The sequence below is a fragment of the Sporocytophaga myxococcoides genome (assembly GCF_000775915.1).
Lineage (GTDB): Bacteria > Bacteroidota > Bacteroidia > Cytophagales > Cytophagaceae > Sporocytophaga > Sporocytophaga myxococcoides_A.
Window position 1 is genome coordinate 373,953 of sequence record NZ_BBLT01000001.1, and the last position, 23,898, is coordinate 397,850.

The 23,898-nt window shown below is 35.2% G+C and carries 16 protein-coding genes; 11 read left to right on the forward strand and 5 right to left on the reverse strand.

Annotation, left to right across the window (positions count from 1 at the left end; genetic code table 11):
• Window positions 1-201: 201 nt before the first annotated feature.
• On the reverse strand, window positions 202-519 hold the full coding sequence (locus MYP_RS01615; protein ID WP_045457540.1) for a hypothetical protein: 318 nt from the start codon (window positions 517-519) through the stop codon (window positions 202-204).
• A gap of 146 nt (window positions 520-665) precedes the next feature.
• Between MYP_RS01615 and MYP_RS01620 the strand changes: the two genes are divergently transcribed.
• A complete protein-coding gene (locus MYP_RS01620) occupies window positions 666-1,769 on the forward strand; it encodes a type I restriction endonuclease (protein ID WP_045457543.1) in 1,104 nt (367 codons plus the stop codon).
• 427 nt (window positions 1,770-2,196) lie between these two features.
• Here the strand turns inward: MYP_RS01620 and MYP_RS01625 are convergent, their stop codons facing one another.
• Window positions 2,197-2,901, reverse strand: coding sequence for a hypothetical protein (locus tag MYP_RS01625; protein ID WP_045457546.1), 705 nt, complete (start codon window positions 2,899-2,901; stop codon window positions 2,197-2,199).
• A 92-nt stretch (window positions 2,902-2,993) separates the two neighbouring features.
• Between MYP_RS01625 and MYP_RS26700 the strand changes: the two genes are divergently transcribed.
• The 6 genes from MYP_RS26700 to MYP_RS01650 all read left to right on the forward strand — a co-directional run bounded on the left by MYP_RS26700 (window position 2,994) and on the right by MYP_RS01650 (window position 13,026).
• Complete coding sequence (locus MYP_RS26700; RefSeq protein ID WP_262506719.1) at window positions 2,994-3,116, forward strand: hypothetical protein; 123 nt, start codon at window positions 2,994-2,996, stop codon at window positions 3,114-3,116.
• A gap of 530 nt (window positions 3,117-3,646) precedes the next feature.
• On the forward strand, window positions 3,647-5,506 hold the full coding sequence (locus tag MYP_RS01630) for a hypothetical protein (protein WP_052429882.1): 1,860 nt from the start codon (window positions 3,647-3,649) through the stop codon (window positions 5,504-5,506).
• Window positions 5,507-5,567: 61 nt separating this feature from the next.
• On the forward strand, window positions 5,568-6,668 hold the full coding sequence (locus MYP_RS01635) for a three-Cys-motif partner protein TcmP (RefSeq protein ID WP_156140239.1): 1,101 nt from the start codon (window positions 5,568-5,570) through the stop codon (window positions 6,666-6,668).
• A 198-nt stretch (window positions 6,669-6,866) separates the two neighbouring features.
• Window positions 6,867-7,631 carry a DUF5131 family protein gene (locus MYP_RS01640; protein WP_045457551.1) on the forward strand — a complete coding sequence of 255 codons (765 nt, stop codon included), beginning with the start codon at window positions 6,867-6,869 and terminating at the stop codon, window positions 7,629-7,631.
• Between the two features lie 53 nt (window positions 7,632-7,684).
• Complete coding sequence (locus MYP_RS01645) at window positions 7,685-8,455, forward strand: hypothetical protein (protein WP_045457554.1); 771 nt, start codon at window positions 7,685-7,687, stop codon at window positions 8,453-8,455.
• Between the two features lie 467 nt (window positions 8,456-8,922).
• Window positions 8,923-13,026, forward strand: a complete 4,104-nt coding sequence (locus MYP_RS01650) for an NHL domain-containing protein (protein ID WP_045457557.1) — start codon at window positions 8,923-8,925, stop codon at window positions 13,024-13,026.
• Window positions 13,027-13,766: 740 nt separating this feature from the next.
• Here MYP_RS01650 and MYP_RS01655 read toward each other — a convergent pair.
• Window positions 13,767-15,203 carry a hypothetical protein gene (locus tag MYP_RS01655; RefSeq protein ID WP_045457559.1) on the reverse strand — a complete coding sequence of 479 codons (1,437 nt, stop codon included), beginning with the start codon at window positions 15,201-15,203 and terminating at the stop codon, window positions 13,767-13,769.
• A 432-nt stretch (window positions 15,204-15,635) separates the two neighbouring features.
• Between MYP_RS01655 and MYP_RS01660 the strand changes: the two genes are divergently transcribed.
• Window positions 15,636-16,391, forward strand: a complete 756-nt coding sequence (locus MYP_RS01660; RefSeq protein ID WP_045457562.1) for a hypothetical protein — start codon at window positions 15,636-15,638, stop codon at window positions 16,389-16,391.
• Between the two features lie 558 nt (window positions 16,392-16,949).
• Here MYP_RS01660 and MYP_RS24670 read toward each other — a convergent pair.
• Complete coding sequence (locus MYP_RS24670; protein ID WP_052429883.1) at window positions 16,950-18,986, reverse strand: PAS domain-containing sensor histidine kinase; 2,037 nt, start codon at window positions 18,984-18,986, stop codon at window positions 16,950-16,952.
• Between the two features lie 124 nt (window positions 18,987-19,110).
• Between MYP_RS24670 and MYP_RS01670 the strand changes: the two genes are divergently transcribed.
• Window positions 19,111-20,307, forward strand: coding sequence for a PAS domain-containing protein (locus MYP_RS01670; protein ID WP_045457564.1), 1,197 nt, complete (start codon window positions 19,111-19,113; stop codon window positions 20,305-20,307).
• Window positions 20,308-20,334: 27 nt separating this feature from the next.
• The gene (locus MYP_RS01675) at window positions 20,335-21,045 is read left to right on the forward strand and encodes a sensor histidine kinase (protein ID WP_156140241.1); all 711 of its coding nucleotides are present in this window, start codon (window positions 20,335-20,337) and stop codon (window positions 21,043-21,045) included.
• Between the two features lie 174 nt (window positions 21,046-21,219).
• Here the strand turns inward: MYP_RS01675 and MYP_RS01680 are convergent, their stop codons facing one another.
• Complete coding sequence (locus MYP_RS01680) at window positions 21,220-22,482, reverse strand: APC family permease (RefSeq protein ID WP_045457570.1); 1,263 nt, start codon at window positions 22,480-22,482, stop codon at window positions 21,220-21,222.
• 315 nt (window positions 22,483-22,797) lie between these two features.
• Here MYP_RS01680 and MYP_RS01685 point away from each other — a divergent pair, with 315 nt between their 5' ends.
• On the forward strand, window positions 22,798-23,673 hold the full coding sequence (locus MYP_RS01685; protein ID WP_045457573.1) for an SDR family NAD(P)-dependent oxidoreductase: 876 nt from the start codon (window positions 22,798-22,800) through the stop codon (window positions 23,671-23,673).
• Window positions 23,674-23,898 lie beyond the last annotated feature (225 nt).

Genomic DNA, 23,898 nt, shown 5'->3' on the forward strand with positions numbered 1-23,898 from the left:
CAGAAATTCTATTCCCAGTCAGAAGAAGTTATAAAAATGCTGTATGTAATGACGAAAAGCTTAAAGGTTAAAAAAATCTTGAATTCTGATTGTTTTTTTAGTTCCCAAAACATTCTAAAGACAGCAAGAGCAAGAGGATAAAAGAGACTTTGTTGAGAACCTACAGCTTGTTGCTCTTGCTCACACTCTTGCTGACTTTTTTCATTTCTTCCAATCAAAACTATCGAAAGGCAAAGTGATAAAGTCTATATGACTAAAAAATACATTAACTGTCAAGTGCTCCTGATCTATTGCCTTTTTAGTCTCTTTGAATGCTTTGTAATTCTTTTCAGGTAAAAATCTAACAGAACTCGTGTTAAAGTTCTTCGGTTTCACAAACCGTCCGGACAGGAAGTATTTTTTTCTGGATCTGTCCAGCTTTACATATCCCTGATATTGTTCTTTTCCAACTCCATCTTTCAGAAGAATAAATACCTGATCATAGTTCAGTACATTATAAGGATCTTTTGGTTCTTCCATTGTATATAAAGTTAAAAGAGCCTGATGCAGTTCATTTCCGTTGTAGAATAATACAAACCATAAAAGTTTACTTTTTTTTGATAATCAGTGTATTATAAACAATTTTTATGTATTTGAGTTTCAACTCTTAAACCAATATTTTTATTATGGATTTCATAGATCAGATTCGCGCCTTAAGCGATAAGGTAGCCAGACTTAAAGATCAGATTCAGACAGAGGAAGCAACTAAGAACGCTTTCATCATGCCATTTATCCAAACATTGGGATATGATGTTTTTAACCCTACTGAGGTGATTCCAGAGTTTGTTGCTGACATTGGTATTAAGAAGGGAGAAAAAGTTGATTACTGCATTCTAAAGGATGAAAATCCCATTATGATTATTGAATGCAAATGGTGGGGGGCAAATCTGAATGTTCACGATTCTCAACTGCACCGTTACTTTCATGTAACCAAAGCAAAATTTGGTATTCTTACCAATGGCATCGCATATAAGTTCTATACCGATCTGGAGGAAGCGAATAAAATGGATGAAAAGCCATTTTTAGAATTTACCATGACGGAGATTAAGGAACATGTAGTGGAGGAATTAAAGAAATTCCAAAAACATTCTTTTAATGTTGATGAGATTTTTAGCTCAGCGAGTGAATTAAAGTATAGCAAAGAGGTTCGATCTATTCTTTCGAATCAGTTAAGTAATCCGAGTGAGGACTTTGTTAAGTTTTTTGCCAGCAAGTTTTATGATGGAAGGATTACAGCAAAACTCATGGAGCAATTCACTTTAATTGTTAAGAAATCGGTAAATCAGTTTATCACAGATACTATTAATGACAGGCTAAAAGCGGCGTTATCTACTGAATCAAAAGGGTTAGAAGAAAAGGTAATCGTAGTCGCCAATGAAACACCTGTTCAGATTGTGGAGGATACAAGAATCGTTACTACTGAACTTGAAATTGAAGCATACTTTATTATAAAATCTCTTCTCCGGAATTCTGTAAGGAGTACAAGGATCAACTATAGAGATACGCAGTCTTATTTCAATATACTCCTTGATGATAACAGGAATAAGACCATTTGCAGATTGTATCTAAATGGATCTAAAAGGTATATCGGGCTATTCGATTCCAATAAAACGGAGACTAAACACTCTATTGATTCATTGGAAGATATATATACCTTCTCACAACAGCTTATCGAAACAGCACTAAGGTTTCCTGACGATATAAAGAAAGAAAAAGAATCTGTGCAATAAGGAGCAAGAGTATGGAGCAATAGCAAGAAAATGAAAGACACTTTGATAAGGAACAATCAGTTGCTCTTGCTCACACTCTTCCCCCCGGCTGGTGTCTGCACCAGGCGGAATCTTTCAATCACAGCTTAACCAAAATACTCTCTGTAATCTGTGATAAAAGAATATCTCTTTCATCATTCTTAAAATTGTCTGAACTGGGATTTTAGGGGATTCAGAGATAGACAGGATTATCTTCGAGTACCAATTAAATTTTGTTTGATATCTTCAGGATTTTTGAAAGCGACCATTTTAGGGGGGAGAGATGAACTTTTATCAGAGACAATCCTGTCTATCCATTCATCCCATAAATCCCTGTCCAAAAAATAACCCTCCGGACTACTTACAGCCTCAGAGGGTTTTGGATCAATTTAAAACAACAAAAACTCTCTTATACTTCTATCTGCCTTGTGACAGTAATGTTGATGATGTTGGAGAATTCTCCTACCTGTTCATCTTGTATCTTGTAGATTCCTTTGTAAGACCAGATAGCAGTGTCAGAGCCTGAAGACAGAGGATGCGTGTCTATGTAGTCAGGAGTGGAATCGTTGGCGAGGAACACAAACCCTTTGCCGTCTTTGCGATCTACATAGATGTCTATGGAATCCGCTGTACCTTTTTTCCACTTGATAAGCGGACGGTGAGCGTCCAGAGCACCGCTGATTTCAGGCTTCATGGTAGTTCTGTCCTGAGTAGATTCTGATCCGATAACGCCGAGATCTTTACCAATGGAATCATTGTAGTTAGGATGATTTTTGATTCTCTGCACCAGTTTACCTGTCCGCTTGAAGATACCGGCCTTTACCAACGCAGGTTGATTAAGAGCAGGGATTGAAGTCGGATAGGTAAGCGCTAAGGCTTCCGAACCATCTGCAAGAATGTTTTTGAAGGAGACCTTCTGTGCGGTTTCATTCTTTGAATTTTCCACCATTTCGAGGGCATACAAGAACGCTAATGCGTCATTGGAGACACCGATTACTTCTTCCGAAGCGATGCCCACGTTTGCTGCATGGATTTGAAGTTTACCGGAGAAATTTTTTAGCCAGATAGCTTTTTCTTTATCTGCCTTTGGCAGATATCCATTGTTGATTGACATAGCTGTTTTTAAAAGTTTAGGTTTAGATAAAAATATTAACAGTTTCAATATTAGAGTTTTAAATTATTTCGTGCAACTTTTTTTCTAAGATATTGCTCCTGGAAGATTCAGAAGTACTCCTGACTCTTCCAGAAGTGTTTCTGAAGCTTTCAGAAGTGCTTCTGGAAGTTCCGGAAGTAAGCCTGAAAGGTTCGGGCTTAAGCTTGGAGGTCTGAGGCTATAGCCTGGGAGTTTCAGGCTATAGCCTCATGTCTTTTTGCTTACTCCTGGGCCTTTCAGCAGCCCACTGAAGGAGTCAGGAGCGCTTCCGGAAGTATCAGGAAGCTTCTGGAAGCTCCGGGAATAAGCCTGGAACGGTCAGGCTTAAGCATGGAGGTCTAAGGCTAAAGCCCGAAAGCGCGATGCTTAAGCAAAAATGAGGCAGGCTTATATCTGAGTGGATATTAATGAAGGATTGTGGGGATGGGCTTAAGCAGGGGGGAGGGAGGGGGAAGGTTTGGAGGTGGGGGCTGAGGGCTCTTGCTATGGATTTAGGGAGGATTTCTTTGTTGGTGGTATTTATTGAGATTAGATTGTGGGGGATACTTAAATGTTTCTGATTCAGATAACTTAGCTTGAAAAATATCGTAAGTTGTAACACTTTGTTTTTATATTTGTAGACTAGGGCATTTTTGGGGGGAAGTAATTTTTAGTAAATAAGCTGGAATAGCTCTAATTAGGTTTTATATATTTTTTAATTAAAGGGATGAATAAAAAGAATAACCCAATCGATTTATCGAGGATTTACGAATTAAGAAGGTCTTTCACGATTATAGGTTTAACAGGAAGGACTGGTTCTGGATGTAAGGATGTAGCTCAATTATTGTCTGCAGGCTTTACTGAATCCTATCCTAGGCCTAATTTAAAAAGCGATCATAATACGGATAGAAAGTATAGAATAGTATATGAGTTTGCTAAGGTTAATTTTGAGAAATTTTTTCTGATTGAATATAGGCATGTTCTATCGCTTTTTATTTTGCATGAAGGAGTAGAGAGTTTAATAAGTTATTTAGATGTTGTTGCAGGTGATAAGGACTTCCAAAATGCTAAATATTCATGGGTTGAAGCTTGCAATTTTGAATTTGAAAAAGAAGAACTACATCGTCAAAGAAAAATATTTGACAATATAAAGAATAAACTTAAATCATATGATTTTAAGGCTCCAGAAAATATTAAAGGAGATGATTCTGAAAATCTTTATAAGATATTTATTAGCGATGATTTCAAAGAGGCCTCGGATTTAATAGATAAGTGTTTGTCTGTAGTCTCTAAATCGAAACGTATAAAACTTCTACAGATTATTGCTAATAATATTCGAAATGGAGGATGTGTGTTTTGTAATTCGCAAAGTGAAAACTTAGTTACTGTTTATAATATTGTAACTGTTATAAATAAGATAATAAAGGGGCATAAAAGGGTAAATGATAGGTGTCAAGCAGTAATAGATTCACTTAGAAATCCATTAGAAATAATGTTCTTTAAAGAAAGATATTCTGCATTTTATATGATTGCTGTTAACAATGAGGAAAGCCGAATTATAGATAATCTACAAGTATATAAAGAAGGGGGGATACTTCAAGATGTCATAGAGATTGATAAGGAAGAATATAAAGGAGGTAGTGATACCGAATTTTATAAGCAAAATGTTTCGGAGTGCATACAAAAATCAGATATACATTTAAGTAACATAACAGAAGAACAGGCCAACGAATTCAATAATAAGAATAAAGAAGAGAAAGATAATACTTCACCTAAGTTTTCATTAAAACAACAACTACTGAAGTATCTTTCTTTAATCTCTCAACCTGGAATAATAACACCATCGCCTGAAGAAAGATGTATGCAAATAGCTTACACTGCTAAGTATAATTCGGGATGTATTTCTCGCCAAGTTGGAGCTGTTATAACTGACCCTAATTATTCAATTAAAGCAGTTGGCTGGAATAATACAGCGGAAGGGCAAGTTCCTTGTTTATTGCGAAATGTTGATGATTTAATAAATGAAAGAGATGAGGCTGCTTTTAGTTTATATGAACGAGATAAACAAAATGATTTTAATAAAAAAATACTTCATTATTATGGCGAGATAGATACAGAAAATTTGAATGGTAGAAATGTATCATTTTGTTTTAAATGTGTGCAAAATTCAATAAAAGAAGGGAAGAATCAGGTTCATACTAGGTCTTTGCATGCAGAGGAAAGTGCTTTTTTACAAATATCCAAGTATGGAGGACAGGGAGTTAAGGATGGAAAGTTATTTACAACGGCAAGTCCATGTGAATTGTGTTCAAAGAAGGCATACCAATTGGGGATCTCTGTAATTTATTATATAGATCCATATCCAGGCATTGCTACAGATCATATTTTAAAGAGTGGTACAAAAACACCACAGCTTAGACTTTTTCATGGTGCCATAGGTAATGCATATCATAAATTGTATTCACCATTTATGGCATATAAAGATGAACTTTCATTATTAACAGGTGTTCAAATTCATGATTTGACTTATGAAATGAAATTAGAGTTAGAAAAGTATAGAAAAATTTATGGGGATTTAAAGGACTAATTTGTTTCACAGAGATTATATAAACTTTAAAGAATCTATTACAACTTTTAAAATATCAGATATGGCAAGAGATTTACACAAAAAGGGATTTGATGAGTCAACTCAAGCCAAGTTGGCAATTTTTCGGGATTATCTTAAAGAATGGTTACCAGTTTTCCTTTCTAAAAAGGAAATACTTTGGGATACTGTCAATATCTTTGATTTTTTTGCTGGCCCAGGTGAAGACAATCAAGGTAATGAAGGGACTCCACTCATAATTACTCAGGAAATTAATCCATATTTTGATCAAATAATTTCAAAAAAAATAGATATAAATTTATACTTCAATGAATATGATAAAAAGAAGTTTAACGTTTTAAAAGAAAGGCTTATCCCAGAAACAAGAGATCTCGCGCCTTACTCAATTGAAATTGATAATTTAGATTTTAAAGAGGCATTTAATAAGTGCTATCCCATAATGAAGAATAAGAGGGCGGCTAATTTACTTTTTCTAGATCAATATGGTATTAAACATATCAATGAAGAAATTTTTAAGAAAATTATTCAATTGAAGGCTACTGATTTTCTATTTTTTATTTCCTCTTCAACTATAAAACGATTTTCGGATCATCCAGAAATAGCAAAGTATATAGGCTTGGATAAGGAAAGTATTGAATCAACTCCTTATTATAAAATTCATAAAAAAGTGTTAGAGTATTACAAAACATTAATTCCTGCTAATATGACTTACCATCTTGCACCATTTTCTCTATTAAAAAGTTCGGGTGGTTTGTATGGATTAATATTTGGTAGTGGTCACATTTTGGGTATGGAAAAGTTTTTAACTACATGCTGGAAAGTTGATCCAGAAAGAGGAGAGGCAAATTTTGATATTGATGATGATAGGATTGATAACCAATACGATTTATTTACTGGTGCCTTAAAAAAACCTAAAAAAATTGAGGGTTTTGAAAGAGAGTTAGAAAATAATATTTTGAATTGCAAAATAAAAAATGATAGAGACCTCTATATATTTTCTATTACAAATGGGTTTACTCCATCACATACAAGGAAGATTTTAACTAGTTTGGTTGGAAAGAAAAAGATTAAGAAAAATATATTTGATTTATCTCATAGGATTATTAAAAAAGAGGCGAAAGTAACTCCAATCGAATTAATTTAATATTCAGGAAACAATTTTATATTTTTTGCATGTTAGTGGTCATTTAAGAATGATTTACTAAAAAAGTTAGCTTTGGGGTGGCGTTTTTTTTATCTTTACTCACATGTTATTTACATGTGAGTAAGTTTTATACCTTCATAATTTGAAACTTACAATAGTTCTAGATAGCAGCAAATATTTTAATTCTCAAATAATAATATGTCACAATCTAGCATCGAGTGGACAGAAGTGACTTGGAATCCAGTGACTGGCTGTACTAAAATTAGTTCTGGTTGCAAATTTTGCTATGCCGAACGTATGGCTAAAAGATTGAAGTCAATGGGGGTAAAACAATATGAGAATGGTTTTAACCTGACTTTGGCGCCACAAATGCTTAATCATCCATACAAATGGAAATCTCCCAAAACTGTTTTTGTGAATTCGATGAGCGATCTCTTCCATGAACTTGTTCCGCTTGAATATATTCAAAAAGTTTTTGAGGTTATGAATAATACACCACAACACACTTACCAGATATTGACTAAAAGATCTGAGAGATTGAAAGAATTATCTAAGCATTTAAAGTGGACAAATAATATTTGGATGGGTGTTTCTGTCGAAGAAGAAAAAGTAAGTTTCAGAATTAAGGATTTAATTAATACGCCTGCCAAGGTCAAATTTCTTTCTATCGAGCCCCTTATAAACCCTGTTTATAATCTTTATCTTGATAATATTGACTGGGTGATAGTAGGTGGCGAATCTGGCCCTAAAGCAAGGCCTATAGAAAAAGAATGGATTACATATGTTCATAAGGAATGTAAAAAGAAAAAGGTTCCATTCTTTTTTAAACAATGGGGTAAGCCAGAGTTTAATTCAAACCCTTTTGATCCAACGAAGGTAAAAGAGCATCCTATGTATGCAAAAGGGGGGTGTGAGCTTGATGGAAAAGTTTACAGGCAAATGCCTGTTTTGATAAGTACATAAATAAGTCCAGTAGAGTCCCTAAAACTTTACGTTGGCTTTTATATTATTCAAATATGACACAAGAAAAGAATATACAGCAAGAAAATATAGCTGCTATATACATTAATGAAGAAACAGGTGAACGTTTAATTTTTACACGTGATCAACTTATAAATCAATTGCAAAAGATATGTCCAAGTATTCACAAATCTTTTGATACTACCTTTTCAAATGAATTTAAAAATCTTAGTTCTGATCTAAGTGAAATTTCACCTATACTTTTTATAGGATATAGAATGGCTAAAGAAAATAATAATGAACTATTAATTACTTGTGGCGACCTTCTTAGGAATTCTGCTAATACAATCATTGCAGCTACTCAGACTTTACGATGCGGATTCAGACTTCAAAGTGGCATTTTACTGCGAAGTGTAATAGAAATGTGTGCTACTGTTGTTCATTTGATTGTGAAACCAGATGACCTAAATAAATTCCTCAACGACGAATTAATCTCATCAAAATCCATATCAATCGCAGACAAGCAAATTCCGTTATTTGGAAAAATCTATGGAATATTGAGTAAGAAACAAATACACATCAATTCTCTTCACGCTGATTGGTATCCAATGCGAGAATATAATAGTTCAGAAGAAATACCAGCTTCAGTGACATTAGGAATGTTAGGCTTTTCTACAATGTTGTTATACATTACTACAGAATTGACATTTATAAATGCGGTTGAAAATCCCAAATTTTGGGAAATAGTAGAAAAGGGAAAAGTTAAGTTCATCCCTCCAGACAATTCAATATTTTCATGGGTTGATGAAAAGCTTAAAAAAAAGTAATTATTAAACTTTTTATTTTACTTTAATAGTAAAGTATATAAAAACTAATGGTACTAACAGGATTCGTTTATTTTCCTTGCAAATTAACACCTCGCCCTGTGCCTCCCAGGCCGAATCTATTGCACTAAAAAGCCAGCCTTTCGGTAAATAATTCGTGTTTGCTTTCATTCCCTGTCACAGTCCAGATGCAAATGGTTTTATCGTGTTTATAATGCATACTCTGTCTTGTTATGCGGAAAAAAAATCATATTTTTAAATCAATATTTTTCAACAATAATAAATATTATTTTTCACTTAAACCTTAAAATAACTATTATGAAAATTTCTTGTAATTTTTTCCTTGGTCTGTTGGTTGCTTCTGTTTTTACATTTTTATGTAGTAAAAAAAAGTAAAGATCCTGCGCCTGCTGATGATAAGGTAGATATAGTTTTAAAAAATATTTTTATAGTGACTAAATGAAAAATTCATGATTAAGATTAATTCAATTCAGAAGTTAAAAGTAATTATTGCCTTGCTTTTACTTTTACAGGTAAAGGTAAAAGGCCAGGTGATTATATTAGACAATCAGGTGACAACATTTTCTGGAACGGGTGTATCCGGGTATACCGATGGTCCCAAAAGTATTGCACAATTTTTTGGTCCCATGGGCTTGGCTTTTGACCAAAAAGGAAACCTTTATGTTGCAGACAACATAAACAGATCCATCATCAGAAAAGTAACTCCGGATGGAGTGGTAAGCACCTATGCAGGAAATGGAGTTCAGGGTTTTGCAAACGGAAGTCTTTCTAATGCCAAATTCAGCCAGCCTACCGATCTGATTTTTTCCACTGACGGCATTGCTTATGTTGCAGACAATGGAAACCACCAGATAAGAAAAATTTCCAGCTCGGGCAATGTAACAACTTTTGCAGGAAGTCTTGACTATGGCAATGTAGATGGTGTCGGAGGGTCGGCACAATTTAATCAGCCCTATAGCGCTGTTTTTGATAAAAATGGAAATTTATTTGTTACTGACGAATTCAATCACCAGATAAGAAAAATAACACCACAGGGAGTTGTAACTGTTTTTGCCGGCAATGGCGAGGCAGGATTTGCTGATGGTACAGGAACTGCCGCACGCTTTGATATGCCAATGGGAATAGATATTGATGCCCAGGGTAACTTGTATGTAGCCGATTACCTAAACAGTAGGATTAGAAAAGTGACACCTCAGGGAGTTGTTACGACTGTAGCAGGAACAGGAGAAGAAGGTTTTGCAAATGGGAATGCAGCCACTGCTAAATTTGACAGACCAAGTGGTCTTGCTCTTGACGCATCTGGTAATATATATGTAGCAGATAGTTACAATTATAGAGTAAGGAAAATATCTGTAGATGGCATTGTTTCAACTTTTGCTGGCAATGGTACTTCCGGGTATATAGATGGTCTTAGTGGTAAATCATCTTTTAGATCTGTCAGTGATGTAGCATTTGGTCCTGATGGTGCTCTTTATGTGTCGGATAATGCTCATATTCGAAAAATAGCTCCGGTTTCTTTTAAAGCCTTTTCATCTGTTCAAAATTCGCCATCAACTGCTCAATCCATTGCTATAAGCGCATCTTCTTTAACTGGAAATTTAAGCATACTAGCTTCAGATGGTTACGAAGTATCTCTTTCCTCAACATCAGGTTTTGCCAGTTCATTAAATTTAACAGCCACAAACGGTTCAATTACATCAGTAGAAATTTTTATAAGAATATCTAACACAGCTAAACCTGGGACAAACAATGGAACCATTTCCTTTACTTCTCCAGGAGCCCAGGATGTAGTATTGAATTTTACAGGAGAAACAATTCCAAATATTGCTTCTCCGACTATTATGAAAGGAGTATATGTGAGTACATATGCTTCAGGATTAAAGGCTACTGGCGTAGTAGCAGATTCTGACGGAAATTTATTTGTTGCAGATGGTGCGAACCATGTAATTAAAAAAATCTCAACAGATGGAACCATAACCGTTCTGGCGGGCGCTGGCACGAGCGGATTTGCTGACGGAAAAGGTATAGATGCTAAATTTAATTATCCATATGGTATTGCAATAGCCAAAAATGGGGATCTATATATCACAGATTCCAATAACCACCGAATAAGAAAAGTAACGCAGGATGGAGAGGTAAGCACTGTTGCAGGAACCGGCACTACAGGATCATTAGATGGGGCAGCAGCTACAGCCCAATTTTATAACCCAAGAGGCATAGCAATTGATATCTATGGAAATATTTTTGTAGCAGATTTAAATAACGATAAAGTAAGAAAGATTAGCACTGACTTGATCGTCTCCACAATAGTAGGAACTTCTTTCTACTTTCCTTCCGGAGTAGCTGCTGATTTAAATGGAAATATTTATGTTGCTGATCAGGCAAATCAAAAAATTAAGAAGATAGCTGCTGATGGTACAATTTCAATCATTGCAGGAACTACAGTAGGATATGTTGATGGAAATGCATTAAGCTCAAAATTTAATTATCCATCTGCGCTTACCGTGGATGTTGAAGGCAATATCTATGTTTCTGATGTGCAAAATCATTTGATAAGAAAGATATTGCAAACAGGTCTTGTAGTAACACTTGGCGGAAGTACTTCGAGTTCAGGATCAGTAGATGGTGTTGGTACTAGTGCTGTTTTTTCGTCTCCTCAAGGGCTAACTACTGATCTAAAAGGAAATGTTTATGTAGCTGACGTAGGAAGTGGTAAAATCAGAAAGTTAAGTGCATATCAAATGGCTGGGCTGTATGGGATACAAGGCTCTCCTTCTGCTAAAGTTGATTTCCCGGTAGTTGCTGCTGCGCTTACCAATAATCTGGTTGTAACGGGTACTGCTAATCTGGAAGTTTCTTCCTATGTATCTTTTTCAAACAGTTTGAATATTACTCCTACAAACGGGACTGCAAATTTCACTTTATCAATAAGAACAAAGGCTACAGCTCCTGTAGGGGCCATCCTGGATACAATAATTGTTTCATCTTTAGGAGCGGAAATACTGAGAATTCCTGTTGAGGCATATGTATCATCAATGAAATCGGTTATCAACTTTGACCCTGTTGTTTCCACACTTGCAGGTACAGCAACATCCGGTTTTCAGGATGGTAAAGGAGTGGATGCAAGGTTTAATACCCCTTATGGTCTGGCACTAGACAAAAATGACAATCTCTTTGTAGCAGATTATACTAATCACAGAATTAGAAAAATTACTCCAGATGGTGAAGTAACTACCTATGCAGGTACAGGAACTAAAGGGTCTTCGAATGGACCAATAGCTACAGCAACATTTAACAACCCTCAAGGATTAGTTTTTGATGCTGCCGGAAACCTATATGTCTCCGAATATGGCAACAATGTAATTCGAAAAATTACACCAGATGGCATTGTATCAACATTCGTTGGGGGATCATTCTCTGGAAATGCCGATGGAACTGGAAGCCAGGCTTTATTTTATAACCCTTCACTGATGGCTATTGATGCGTCGGGTAATATTTTTCTATGCGATGTAGGGAATAACAAGATCCGAAAAATTAGTCCGGAAGGCGTAGTTACATCTCTTCCATTTTATTTCAAAAATCCGAAAGGAATTGCTTTTGATGATGCTGGTAACATTTATGTGGTTGATAACAATAATCATCAAATAGTAAAAATAACACCTAATAATGAATACAGTGTGTTTGCGGGCGGAGGCAGTTCTGGCGCAGATGGAGTAGGATCTTCTGCAGGTTTTTATTACCCATCAGGTATTACAAGGGGTAAAGATGGTAACTTTTACATAGCAGATGGTCTGGACTACAAAATCAGACAGATGACACCTTCCGGCATCGTCACGACTATTGCGGGAACGGGAACTTCAGGTACTGCAGATGGTCTTGGATCCTCCGCTACTTTCAGTGCCACTAATGCTTTGGTGGTAGGCTCCACTGGCAATATTTATATTTCTGAGTATAATAATATCAGAAAGATATCTAAGCTTGCTTTGACCCCATTCCAAGCTGAATTTGGATCTGTTTCACCTAGTCAGTCCTTTAATGTAAAAGGATTTAATTTGACAGAAAGCATGTCTATCACTGCCCCTGCAGGATTTGAATTGTCTTTTTCTGCAACCACAGGCTATTCAAATAGCTTAAGCCTGGCTCCTTCAAATGGAAATATTGCATCGAAAAGAATTTACATTCGATTGGCTGCCACTGCTAATTTATCCAGCTTTAATGACAAAGTGGTCATCAGCGTTTCTACTGCTGAATTTAAAACGTTGGATGTACAGGGAACAGTGACAGGTGTAGTTTCATCAGTGAAAAATGCAGATGAAAATGAATTTGCCGTTTACCCAAATCCTGTACAAAACCTTCTTCATATTATTCCAAATACAGGTAAAAGTGAAACTTTATCGGTAAAGCTTATAAATATGCAAGGAATAGAAGTTTTATCTACTGAAAAAAGTGGGGCTGCAGCATTTGAACTGGACTTCAATTTACTTCCGGCAGGTATTTACCTATTGGAATTAAATGATGGATCAGGCGCCGTTCAACGCAAGATTATAAAATAAAGGAAATAAGATTACCAAAAGAAGAACGCCTAACAGGAATAAGAGACCTGTTAGGCGTTCTCGTTTTTCAGCAAGAGTACGGAGGAACAGCAAGAGGGAAAAGGGCACTTTGGTAAAAGGTCAATCTGTTGCTCTTGCTCACACTGTTGCTCCTTATTTCAGCAAGAGTATGAAGCAACAGCAAGAGACGCATTATCAATATGTATCCGCTCCCCGGACGGTGTCTGCAACGGACGGAATCATTCGATCACTGTATAACCAAAATATTCTCTGTAATCTTTGATAAAAGAATATCTTTTATCGTCTTCCAAATAAAACGATGCAGATGACCACTGATAATCTTCCGGTCTTTTTACTAAATTCCATTAACCCCTAAGGAAAAAGTTTAAAGTCAAAAGTTTAAAGTAAAATATGAGCGTTAAACTTTACGCTTTACGCTTTCAGCTTTCTGCTTTCTGCTTTCCGCTTATAAATTATTCCCGCTCCCCGGCCGGTGTCTGCACCGGACGGAATCATTCGATCACTGTATAACCAAAATATTCTCTGTAATCTTTGATAAAAGAATATCTTTTATCGTCTTCCAAATAAAACGATGCAGATGACCACTGATAATCTTCCGGTCTTTTTACTAAATTCCATTAACCCCTAGGGAAAAGTTTAAAGTTGAAAGTCAAAAGTTTAAAGTAAAATATGAGCGTTAAACTTTACGCTTTGAGCTTTCTGCTTATAAGTTATTCCTCTTACTGATAATATCGTTTATTCTCATCTTTTACAATTCCCCACAACTTCAGCAGCTTCATATTTAGCCAGGAATTCTCTGGTCTTTCAATATTGTACCATTCTAAAACAGTACAACGATTGTCTATTTTTATGAGTTGTTCAGATGATTCTGCAATTTGAATAATAGACTTCCTTTCACATTCATTTTGGTTAAATTTCGGTTCATCTGAATTCTCAAAAACAAATAACACCAATACTAATAGAGGAATATACCAGTATTTTTTCCTATTAGAGAAGTTGTTTAGAATAAAAATGGAGGTTTTGCCAAAGAAAAACATCAGGCCTAATGTTATCGGCATGATTGTGTCGTATCTCAGAATATTGGGACGATAGCTTCGGTATCCTCCCAAAGGCAATAGTAGGATGTATATTAAAGCAAAAAGGCCGAACCATTTAAAAAGAGTCAATATCTTTTTGCCCTCTGTAGTATTGAGTGTATAGTGGATGATAATAGTGTTTATTATTAAAATCGCAAACAGAATAGGAAATCCTAATTTTTGTGTAAATGAGTAATATACTCCTTGTGGTAATCTTGAATACAACTCAGATAATGGCATTTTAGAACTTATACTAAAGGAATTATATCTACCAAGGAATAATGAATAGATTGAGAAAATAGTTATCGGTATTGAGAAGAAGTAATAATCATTAGGGATTTGCTGAATGGCATATTTCAGTTTTAAAAGGCAGTTTTTTATTTCTGATTTCGCTACATTTTTTGTGAGCTTGTGAAGGAACAGAAGTAATACAATTACTAAGGATATCCCAGGATTTAGAGGCCCGCTCAAGCTGGAGATCAATGCAAGAGGAGTCCATAAATATTTAATGTATTTATATCCTTTCATTTCAATAGAATAAAAGTACTTCATGAAAAGAGGCATAAAGTATATTATAACCAAGATGGTCGGAAGGGCATAAAAAAAGGTGTACGTAATTGACGGGTCAATAATTCCCATATAACTTCGATATCCATTGGCCTGAAATAATGGTGAAATTAAAACGGCTGCCAGTAAAAAATCAAATTTAAATATGCTTCCTGAGATCGATATTGCCAGCAAAGCTATAAGTGTTATCTGAATCAATATTTTGGCTATAGCGCACGATAAGTAAGCACTATCAACAGGGGAAGCAAATTTCTGAAGAAATAATGGTATTGTATTAAAGAATTTATAAAAACTCCAGTGACAAAAAAATCTGTTTGGATTATGATAAGTAATACCTTCTTGGAAAACCTTAAAGCCAAATGGGCTGCTAAGTATAGGCTTTATTTCATCTGCTGGAATAATATGACTGGCCATATCACCGTCAAAAGGCATATGATAATGCTGTAAAAATGAATATCCTAAGTCAGCTAATAACAGGATTATAAGTAATACAAATACTATTTTTTTAATCATTTGAGTTTTGATAATTAAATCCCAAAGGAATTTCGTTCTTGTGATCCGGAATATTGTAATGATTAATTAAGATCTATAAGACCTTCCAATTTTAAAATTCCATGAAATTAAATAAAACTAATAGATGTGACAATGAATTATGAGAAATTGATAGGAGTTGATTTTGTAAAGCAATGATAGTTTTAAGACCAGTCCTGAAGGGCCTACCATATCATCATTGATTGATTTAAGCGAAGTTTTACTTGCCAATTTATAATTAAACGCATTTTTAAATTTATGCCGGAGTAGGCAGTTAATGAATTGATTATTAGGTGTAAACTTTTTGATTGAATGCAACAAAAGTTACATTCAACTAAAAAGTTTTCCTTTATCTATGAAGAAATTTAGTTCAAGTAATTTTTAAACCAGTTAATCAATCAAACCACTAAAACTATGAGAAAAACTTTTTTTATTAGAAACGCAAAGTCTGCTTGCATTCATTTATTGTGTGCAGGTCTATTATTTACTATTGGTTGTAAAAAGGCAGAGGATGAACCCAAAACAAATAAGGAAGAGATTAATCCTCCTGCTGCCATAACCACCAAAGAGTCGTCAAGCGCAGGATTGATAAACGAATCTTCAGCCATTGAAGTAAAAGAAGTTATTCCTGCAGATAATTATCCTGGATTAAGAACAGCAGGAGCCGCTACCTACATTCATTTTGGCGACAGGACATCCTGCACCTGGAATCCCAATATCTGTAACAATTCATTTGTTGTGTGGCCTGGCTATATTCAAAGTACAGGAGGAGACGATTGGGGATATGCATGGATGAGCAATGGACCAGGAACAGCCTTCCTTCCTCATAATACAGGTGAACATTACCATATCGGAGGGTTATTTGATCCTGCTAATGAACCTAACCCTAAGGCCACTTCTATGTTTGGCAGTGACTGGTTTGCTTTTTATATGCAGAGAAGCGGAACAGGAAGAATCAATTTTGATTTAACTCAGATCAATGTGACTGGTGTTCCAATTACATTGTGGTTTAAAGCTGCAAATGGTGGCTGGTATTATTGGGCAAGCTTGCCGAAAGGAAGATGGAACTTACCAGGAGCAACCAATATCCAGGAGCTCCATATCAGAGCGGCTTCCGGACTGGCAAACGACAAGTGGTCAATTGATGACATTCTTGTGAAAGCGCTTTAAGATAAAATCAGGAATTTAAAAAAAACAGGACATTTACTGATGTATTTGTCCTGTTTTTAATAACTGCTATTTCTCGTTTTCACAGACCCGACTTCCCACTCGCCAGCCTGTGTCTGCACCGTAGCCGCCAACTTAAAGAATCTTTACTTTGTCATCTGAATTTGTGAAGCATCGACTCCCGGTCGGTGTCTGCAGTAGCCGGAATCTTTCGATCACTGCTTAACGAAAATATTCTCTGTAATCTGTGATAAAAGAATATCATTTATCGCCTTCCAAGTGATAAATAAAAAAAGGGACTCGGTATTATTTATTGCAACTCTTTTGGAAAGGTTCCGTCCGGTGCAGACACCGGCCGGGTAGGAGGAAAGGAGCAACAGTTTGCGCAACAGCAAGAGATAAAGGTGATTCAGTACTGGCCAGGGAGAAGCAATTTAGTATAGATGCATACTATTAAAACTTTCCATTCTTAAAATCTTCCAAAAGTAAGTAATAGATTTAACCTAAAAATTATGTGAATATAATCAGTAGGTAATTTAAGTTTGTTTGAGCTTTTCATATTTAAATTGTATCAATAATTGGTAGATATATTCTGAATTCAGAGCCTTTTTCAAGTTCACTATTGACTTCTATTTTCCCATCTGAGTTTTCAACAATTCTTTTAACTAAATACAAACCAACCCCAGATCCGGGGATATGTGCGTGCAATCTCTTAAACATTCTAAAAATTTTATCCTTTTGGCTCATGTCAAATCCAATTCCATTGTCAGTTATTTTAAAAACTAAAAAATTATTCTCTCGATAAGTATTTAAATGAATGACAGGCCTGCGTTGCGGATGATGATACTGTATGGAATTATTGATCAGATTGTATAAAATAGTCCGGAAATTCTGCCTGGAAAGGTAAACTTCTTTTTCCTTAAAGTCAGTGGTGAATATAGCATTGCTTTTTGCTAACTCCGCTTTATGATCTTCCATGTATTCGTTATAAATTTCGGAGACAGAAATGAGCTCTCGGTTATTATCAATATCTTTTTGAACTATGCTGATTTCTGTCAGGTCTTGAATTGTAATCTTCAACCGGTCAATAGATTCTTCCATCATTTTCAAAAGCTGAAGAACATCTATTGTAAATATATTTTTGGTTTCATCGTAAATAGTATGTAGAAGTCCTTCCATATTAGAGATAGGAGCTTTTAAATCATGAGAAGCGGTATATATAAAATTATCTAAATCATTATTTATTTTTTTTAATTCAATATTTGAGTGTATTAACTTTTCTTCGATTTGCTTACGTATGGTTATATCATCAACAATAGCAACTGCGTATTCAAAATTTCCTTTTTCATTCCAAACAATGGAACGGGTAAGTTTTCCCCAAAAAATTTCTCCATTTTTTTTAATGTATCTTTTTTCAATCTTATAATTAGGGATATCCTTTGCTTTGAGTTTTTGAAATAGTTCCAAATCGGCATTAATATCATCAGGATATGTAATATCTTCAAAAGATAAATTAATAAGCTCGTCTAGGGAATATCCCATCAATTCGCAATACTTTTGATTCAGTAAAATGAACTTTCCATTTTCTGCAACATGGGCCATGCCTACTGCTGCTTGTTCAAACGTTGATTTAAACTGACGTTGACTATATGCCAATTCTTCTAAGGTTTTTTGTGCCATTATTTCCTGAGTGATGTCAGTATTGGTACCAAACCAATTTTCAATTTCTCCCTTTTTATTTTTTATTGGCACTACCCTTGTAAGAAAATGTTTATAATTACCTTCCTTTCCTTTCATCGGAAAAGTCATTTGAAAAGGTTGTCCGGTGGATATGGAATTTTGCCATTTCTCAATTACTAACGGTAGGATCGAAGGATCATGCACTGATTGCCAACCCCAACCTTCCATTTCTTCCGGTGTTTTACCTGTGTATTCATACATTCTGCTGTTATACCATGAGATTTCTCCCTCTTTGTTTGCAATCCATACAAGGTTAGGTATATTGTCTGCTAAGGTTCTAAGTTTTCCTTCACTTTTTTCCAACTCAATAGACCTTTTTGATAACTGTTCATTCGCATTTATTAAATCAGCAGTTCTTTCAATTACCTTTTTTTCCAACTCTTCATTTATTTTGGATAATTGAACCTGGGCGATACGTAACTGTTCCTCTTTTTGGTTTAATAATGCGATCTGTTCTTTTAGTTTTACATTTATCCCTCTGAATTCTTCTGCGTTAGGTATCAATATTATTTCAGGGGTGTACTTAAGTAAGGCAATTGCTGTTCCTATAGATGCCAATGCGGTAATTACTCTAAACAAGCTATCAAGACGGTAGTAAGGCTTCCATATGTTTATTACATCCATAACATGTGTTGTTCCACACCCCAGAATAAAAATGGCAAATAGAATCAATAACCAGTAATACTTAAAATCCTTTCTGATTTTAACAATATATCCGATACTAAATGGGATGGTAAAATAGGCTATAGCGATGATGCTGTCACTGATCGCATTGGTCAAATAAATTTCTGGCTTCCAAAAATAACAATGCCCGTGAGGCATAAAGTCAGATTCGAATAGCTTGCGTAATAATTCCATAGTATAAGAATAGAAATAATAAAAATGGTTTTTGATAACTTATTGGAAATGATAATTGTTATCAAGAAGTGGAAACCAGTAAGTAAATCAAACAGGTTAAGGATTGTGTATCATTCTTTTCAATATGAGGGAAAGACTTGAAGAAAAATTAGTGAATGAAGCCGGTATTTTTTCGACAGTATTTGAATCGGTGGAGCAAGGAATTTTATTATTCAAGGTAATAAGAGATTCCTCTAATCAAATTATAGATTTTGAATATATCCTTGTAAACCGTTGGGCTGAGCTATTACTTGGCAATACACGAACTTACCTCATTGGGAAAAGACAGCTAGAAGAATATCCTTATCTGAAAGATGTAGGAGTTTTTGATTCGCAAGTAAAAGTAATAGAAACAGGCGAATCAATTAAAACAGATTTTTATTATGGATTTCAAGGTCTTAATAAATGGTATAAGAACGGAATGATTAAAATAAGTGAAACTGAACTTATTGTTACCTTTGATGATATCACCAAACAAAAAGAGGCGGATATTGAATTAGAAAACCTTCAGTCAATAATTCTACAATCACAGGCATTAGGTAAAATAGGCAGTTATGAATGGAATTTTGTGACCAGGAAATTAACCTTAAGTCCGGAAATGATTGAAATACTTTGTTCGGGCACCATAAAAAATATAGATGCTATAACATTGGAAACTCATCCCTTTGAGGAATTCATTCATCCTGATGACAGGGAAAAAGCAGACCAGACAATTAAGAAAGCAATTTTTGACCATCAGCCTTACGATATTGAATATAAAATTTTATGTCCAGGCAATTTAATTAAATATGTTTGGTCGAGGGGAAAAGTATTTTATAACAACCAGGGAAAGCCAATTAAAATAATAAGCACAGTGCTGGATATATCCGAATGGAAAAGAAGTAAACATGAAATCCAGAAAAAGGAAATCCTTTTGACTCTTGCTGAGGGAATGGCAAATCTTGGTAGTTATGAATTTGATATTGAAAATAAAAGCGCCATCTGGTCTGATCAATTATTCAGGATCTATGGTTACGAACCCAATGAATTCGAACCTAAAGAGGACAATTTATTTATGATGGTTCATCCCGAAGATAAAGATTATATTAAAGAATTATTTACCGAGACAGTTTTTCATGAGGACGAATTTGAATACGAATTTAAATTCATGCGGAAAGATTCTTCGCCAGGAGTAAGTTATGGAAAAGCAAGAGTAATTAGGAATGAAAATAATCAAATAATAAAAATCACGGGATTTGTTCAGGACATTACAGAAAAGGTTAAGATTCTTGAACAATTGTAGACTCTTAATTCCGAGCTTGAAAACCGTGTGAATGACAGAACGAAAGAATTGTCCATTAGCATTGATAATTTGAAAATGTTGAATGCCTCGCTTGATAATTATGCCTATATCATTTCTCATGATCTTAAAGCTCCTCTTTCGGTAATTGAAGGATTAGTACCTTTTATTAAAGAAGATTGTCAGTCAAGACCTTTGGATGAGGAAGGGATGAAAATGTTAGATATGGTTGTCGGAAAGATTGAAGATATGAAAAGCATTATTGAAAATGTTTTGAAATCGGCAAAAAAGCAGAAGCAATTTGAAGAACCTATCAATCTTTTGAACCTTTGCCAGGATGTCCTAACTACATTAAATCCCCCGTCTCATTTTCATATTCATATTTCATATTCATTGCCTGTAGTTACTTATAACAAGTCCTCTCTGAAGCAGATTCTACAGAATCTTATTGGGAATGCTATTAAATATATGGACAAAAATGACCCTGATATTAAGATAGGGTCCATTGAAACTGATACCTATTATCAAATATGTGTCCGTGATAATGGTTCGGGTATTGCAGAAGAGAAGTTGCCAGTAATATTTGATAGGTTTGAAATAGCACATACCAAAGAGAATATAGAAAGTCACGGCCTTGGACTTTCAATAGTAAAACAACTTGTAGAGGCAAATGCTGGAAGAGTAGGGGTAGAAAGCGAATTAGGGAAGGGGAGTAATTTTTATTTTACTATACCCAAATAGGTCCTATAAAAGTAATCTTGTTTATATTTCGAAAGCCAGTTGAAGTCAATAGGCTTCAACCAGAGGAAGAAAGGAGCAACAGTTTGAGCAACAGCAAGAGATAAATGTGACACAACAGTATGGCACATTGCCGGCCACGAGCAAGACCAATCTAAATTTTCATTAGTGCTTTTGTTACTGCTGCTTCATTCCTTTTAGAATAAAACGTCTTCCGAAAACCGCCAACAGTACCAAAACTGCTAAACACACCAGTGCAATCGGACTTTTTTCAAATAAGGATATCACACTTACTATGATGGCTATTATACAGCCTATAGTTCCCAATAAGCATAACCAATGGAAACGGACTTTGTCGTGATAGGCTATATAACATACTACCCCAAACGTGAATAGAAATATAAGACTGGTTGCACTTACTAAATCGCTTAAAGAACCTAACATCGCCAAAGCGGCAGACAGAATTCCTATTGTTATTAAACCTATATATGGAATCTTGTTTTGATTTTCCTTTGTAAAGGATTCGGGTAAATCGTTTTTCTTAGCTATGCTTTCAATTAATCTGCTGGTAGAGAATAAGGTGGCATTGATGGCAGATGCAGTAGAAAACGCAGCAGCTATAGTCATAACAACATAACCAAACTGACCTAGAGCTGCTTTACCTGCTACTGACAAGGCCACTTCTTTGTCTTTTATCATTATATCCGCTCCTACCAGCATTGTAGTACCCAGGGTAACTATGATATAAAGCAAAATTACAAATAGTACAGAGGAGAGCGTTGCCGATGGCAATGTTTTTTCAGGATTTTCTATATCTTTATAATCATAGGTGATCAACTGAAATCCCTGGTAGGCAATAAAAATTGTCGCTGCACCTACTAATGAATCTCCAATTCCTTTTGGCTCGATACCCTTTGTCAGCATTTCAGTATTCCAGTGAAACAAGCCAATTACAGCAAGACCAACAAGTGAAATTACTTTGCCCCACACAATTATTACTTCTACTCCTGAAGAATCTTTTGCACCTCTTAAATTGACCAGTGTTAAAATGGCAACGATTCCTAATGATAATGTTTTAGTGAAAAGTGGTCCTTTTGATAATGAATGTGAAACATAATGTCCAAAGGTAAATGCATAAACTGAAAGGGAAAGAATATAACCGAAGATTAATACCCAGGCCAGTCCTCCTGCAAATCCTTTTCTGTTTATTTCCCTTAAATAGGTGAAAGCTCCTCCGCCTTCTTTATATTTTATGGAAAGTTGACAATAGCTGTAGGCAGCAATGAATCCTATGATACCTGAAATAAAAAAACTAAACCATGCCCATTGACCTGCGGATTGAACTATCAATCCCAAAACAGAAAATATACCTCCTCCTACCATTCCGCCAACAGACATTGACCAGGTAGCATTAAAACCTATTTTCTTAGAATTTGCCATAATTATTTAAAACAATTTATAACAACAGGGCAAATGAAAAATTGTTGTATTATCTGCAGACATGCTAAAAAATAATAATGGGCTCAGAAGTTTTAGTATACAAACAAAAGCCTCTTTCCTTGAGGGTTTTTGCTGATCCATTTAATTGACTTATTTCCAACTCATAGTAAATATGAACTCAAGCAACATAAAGTTCATTACCATATGTTTTAAAAGAAATTACCTGGTAGATGTTCAATTCATTTACTGATTTCTAAAGTTGAACTGATAAAGTATATCGCATGTTTCTTATTGTAAGAGCTTTTGTGAGAAGATATGGGAAGACTTGAGAATAAGATAGCTATAGTTACGGGAGCGGGAACAGGAATAGGAGAGGCTATAGCCAAAAGATTTGCGCAGGAAGGAGCGAAAGTAGTAGTATGTGGCTTTCCTGAAGATCCGGTAGATGATACAGTAAAATCTATAAAGGAAGAAGGTGGCGATGCGGTGGTTTTTAAAGGAGATATCTCTGAAGAAGCAAATGCAAGAGCATGTATCCAAACTGCTATAGATCATTTTGGAAAACTTGATATTCTGATCAATAATGCAGGAGTATTTCCAGAGATTAATGAATTAACAGATTATTCGAATGAAGCATTCAGTTATCTTGTCAAAAACAATATTGAATCGGTATTCATGATGACCAAATATGCTTTGCCGGAGCTTCAGAAAAGTAAAGGAAACATTGTGTCTGCGGGTTCTGAAGCTGGTAAGATCGGAATAGCGGATAATACTCCTTATGGTGGAACCAAAGCTTTTATCCATTCTTTCATGCGTGGTGTTGCTATCGAACAGGCGAGGTATGGTGTAAGAGCCAATTGTGTTTGTCCCGGACCTATAGATACTTCCTGGCTGAACACAAATGAAAGTCAGGCAACGGATGAAATGGTAGAAACCTTTGTAAATGCTACTGCAATAGGAAGAAAAGGAACACCTGAAGAAATTGCGAATGTATATTTGTTCCTTGCATCGGATGAAGCTTCTTACGTCACCGGAGCACTCTATTCAGTCGATGGTGGCGTGACCATTACCAAAGGTGGGGTAGGAGTAAAGGCTGATAAGAGCATGAAAAAGGAACCAAAGGGACATATTAAACTGCAGCATCAGCAAGAAGGGGCGACATATATTCGGGAACCTGCAGGGAAAAGATAAGAGCAGTTAAATTATGAACTTTAAAACAGAAGTCACTTCCTCATTGGTTGTGACTTTATTTATTTCTAAAGTGATTCTTTGGGCTTTTATTACTATTTAAAAATAAATATTTAAAGACATATCTATTTTCTTTTAACTGAATCAGAGGCCTGAACCTATTATGATTATAATTGATATGTGCGCTTTAAACGATGGTGCCAATCAGATCGAAAAAGTGATCATAAT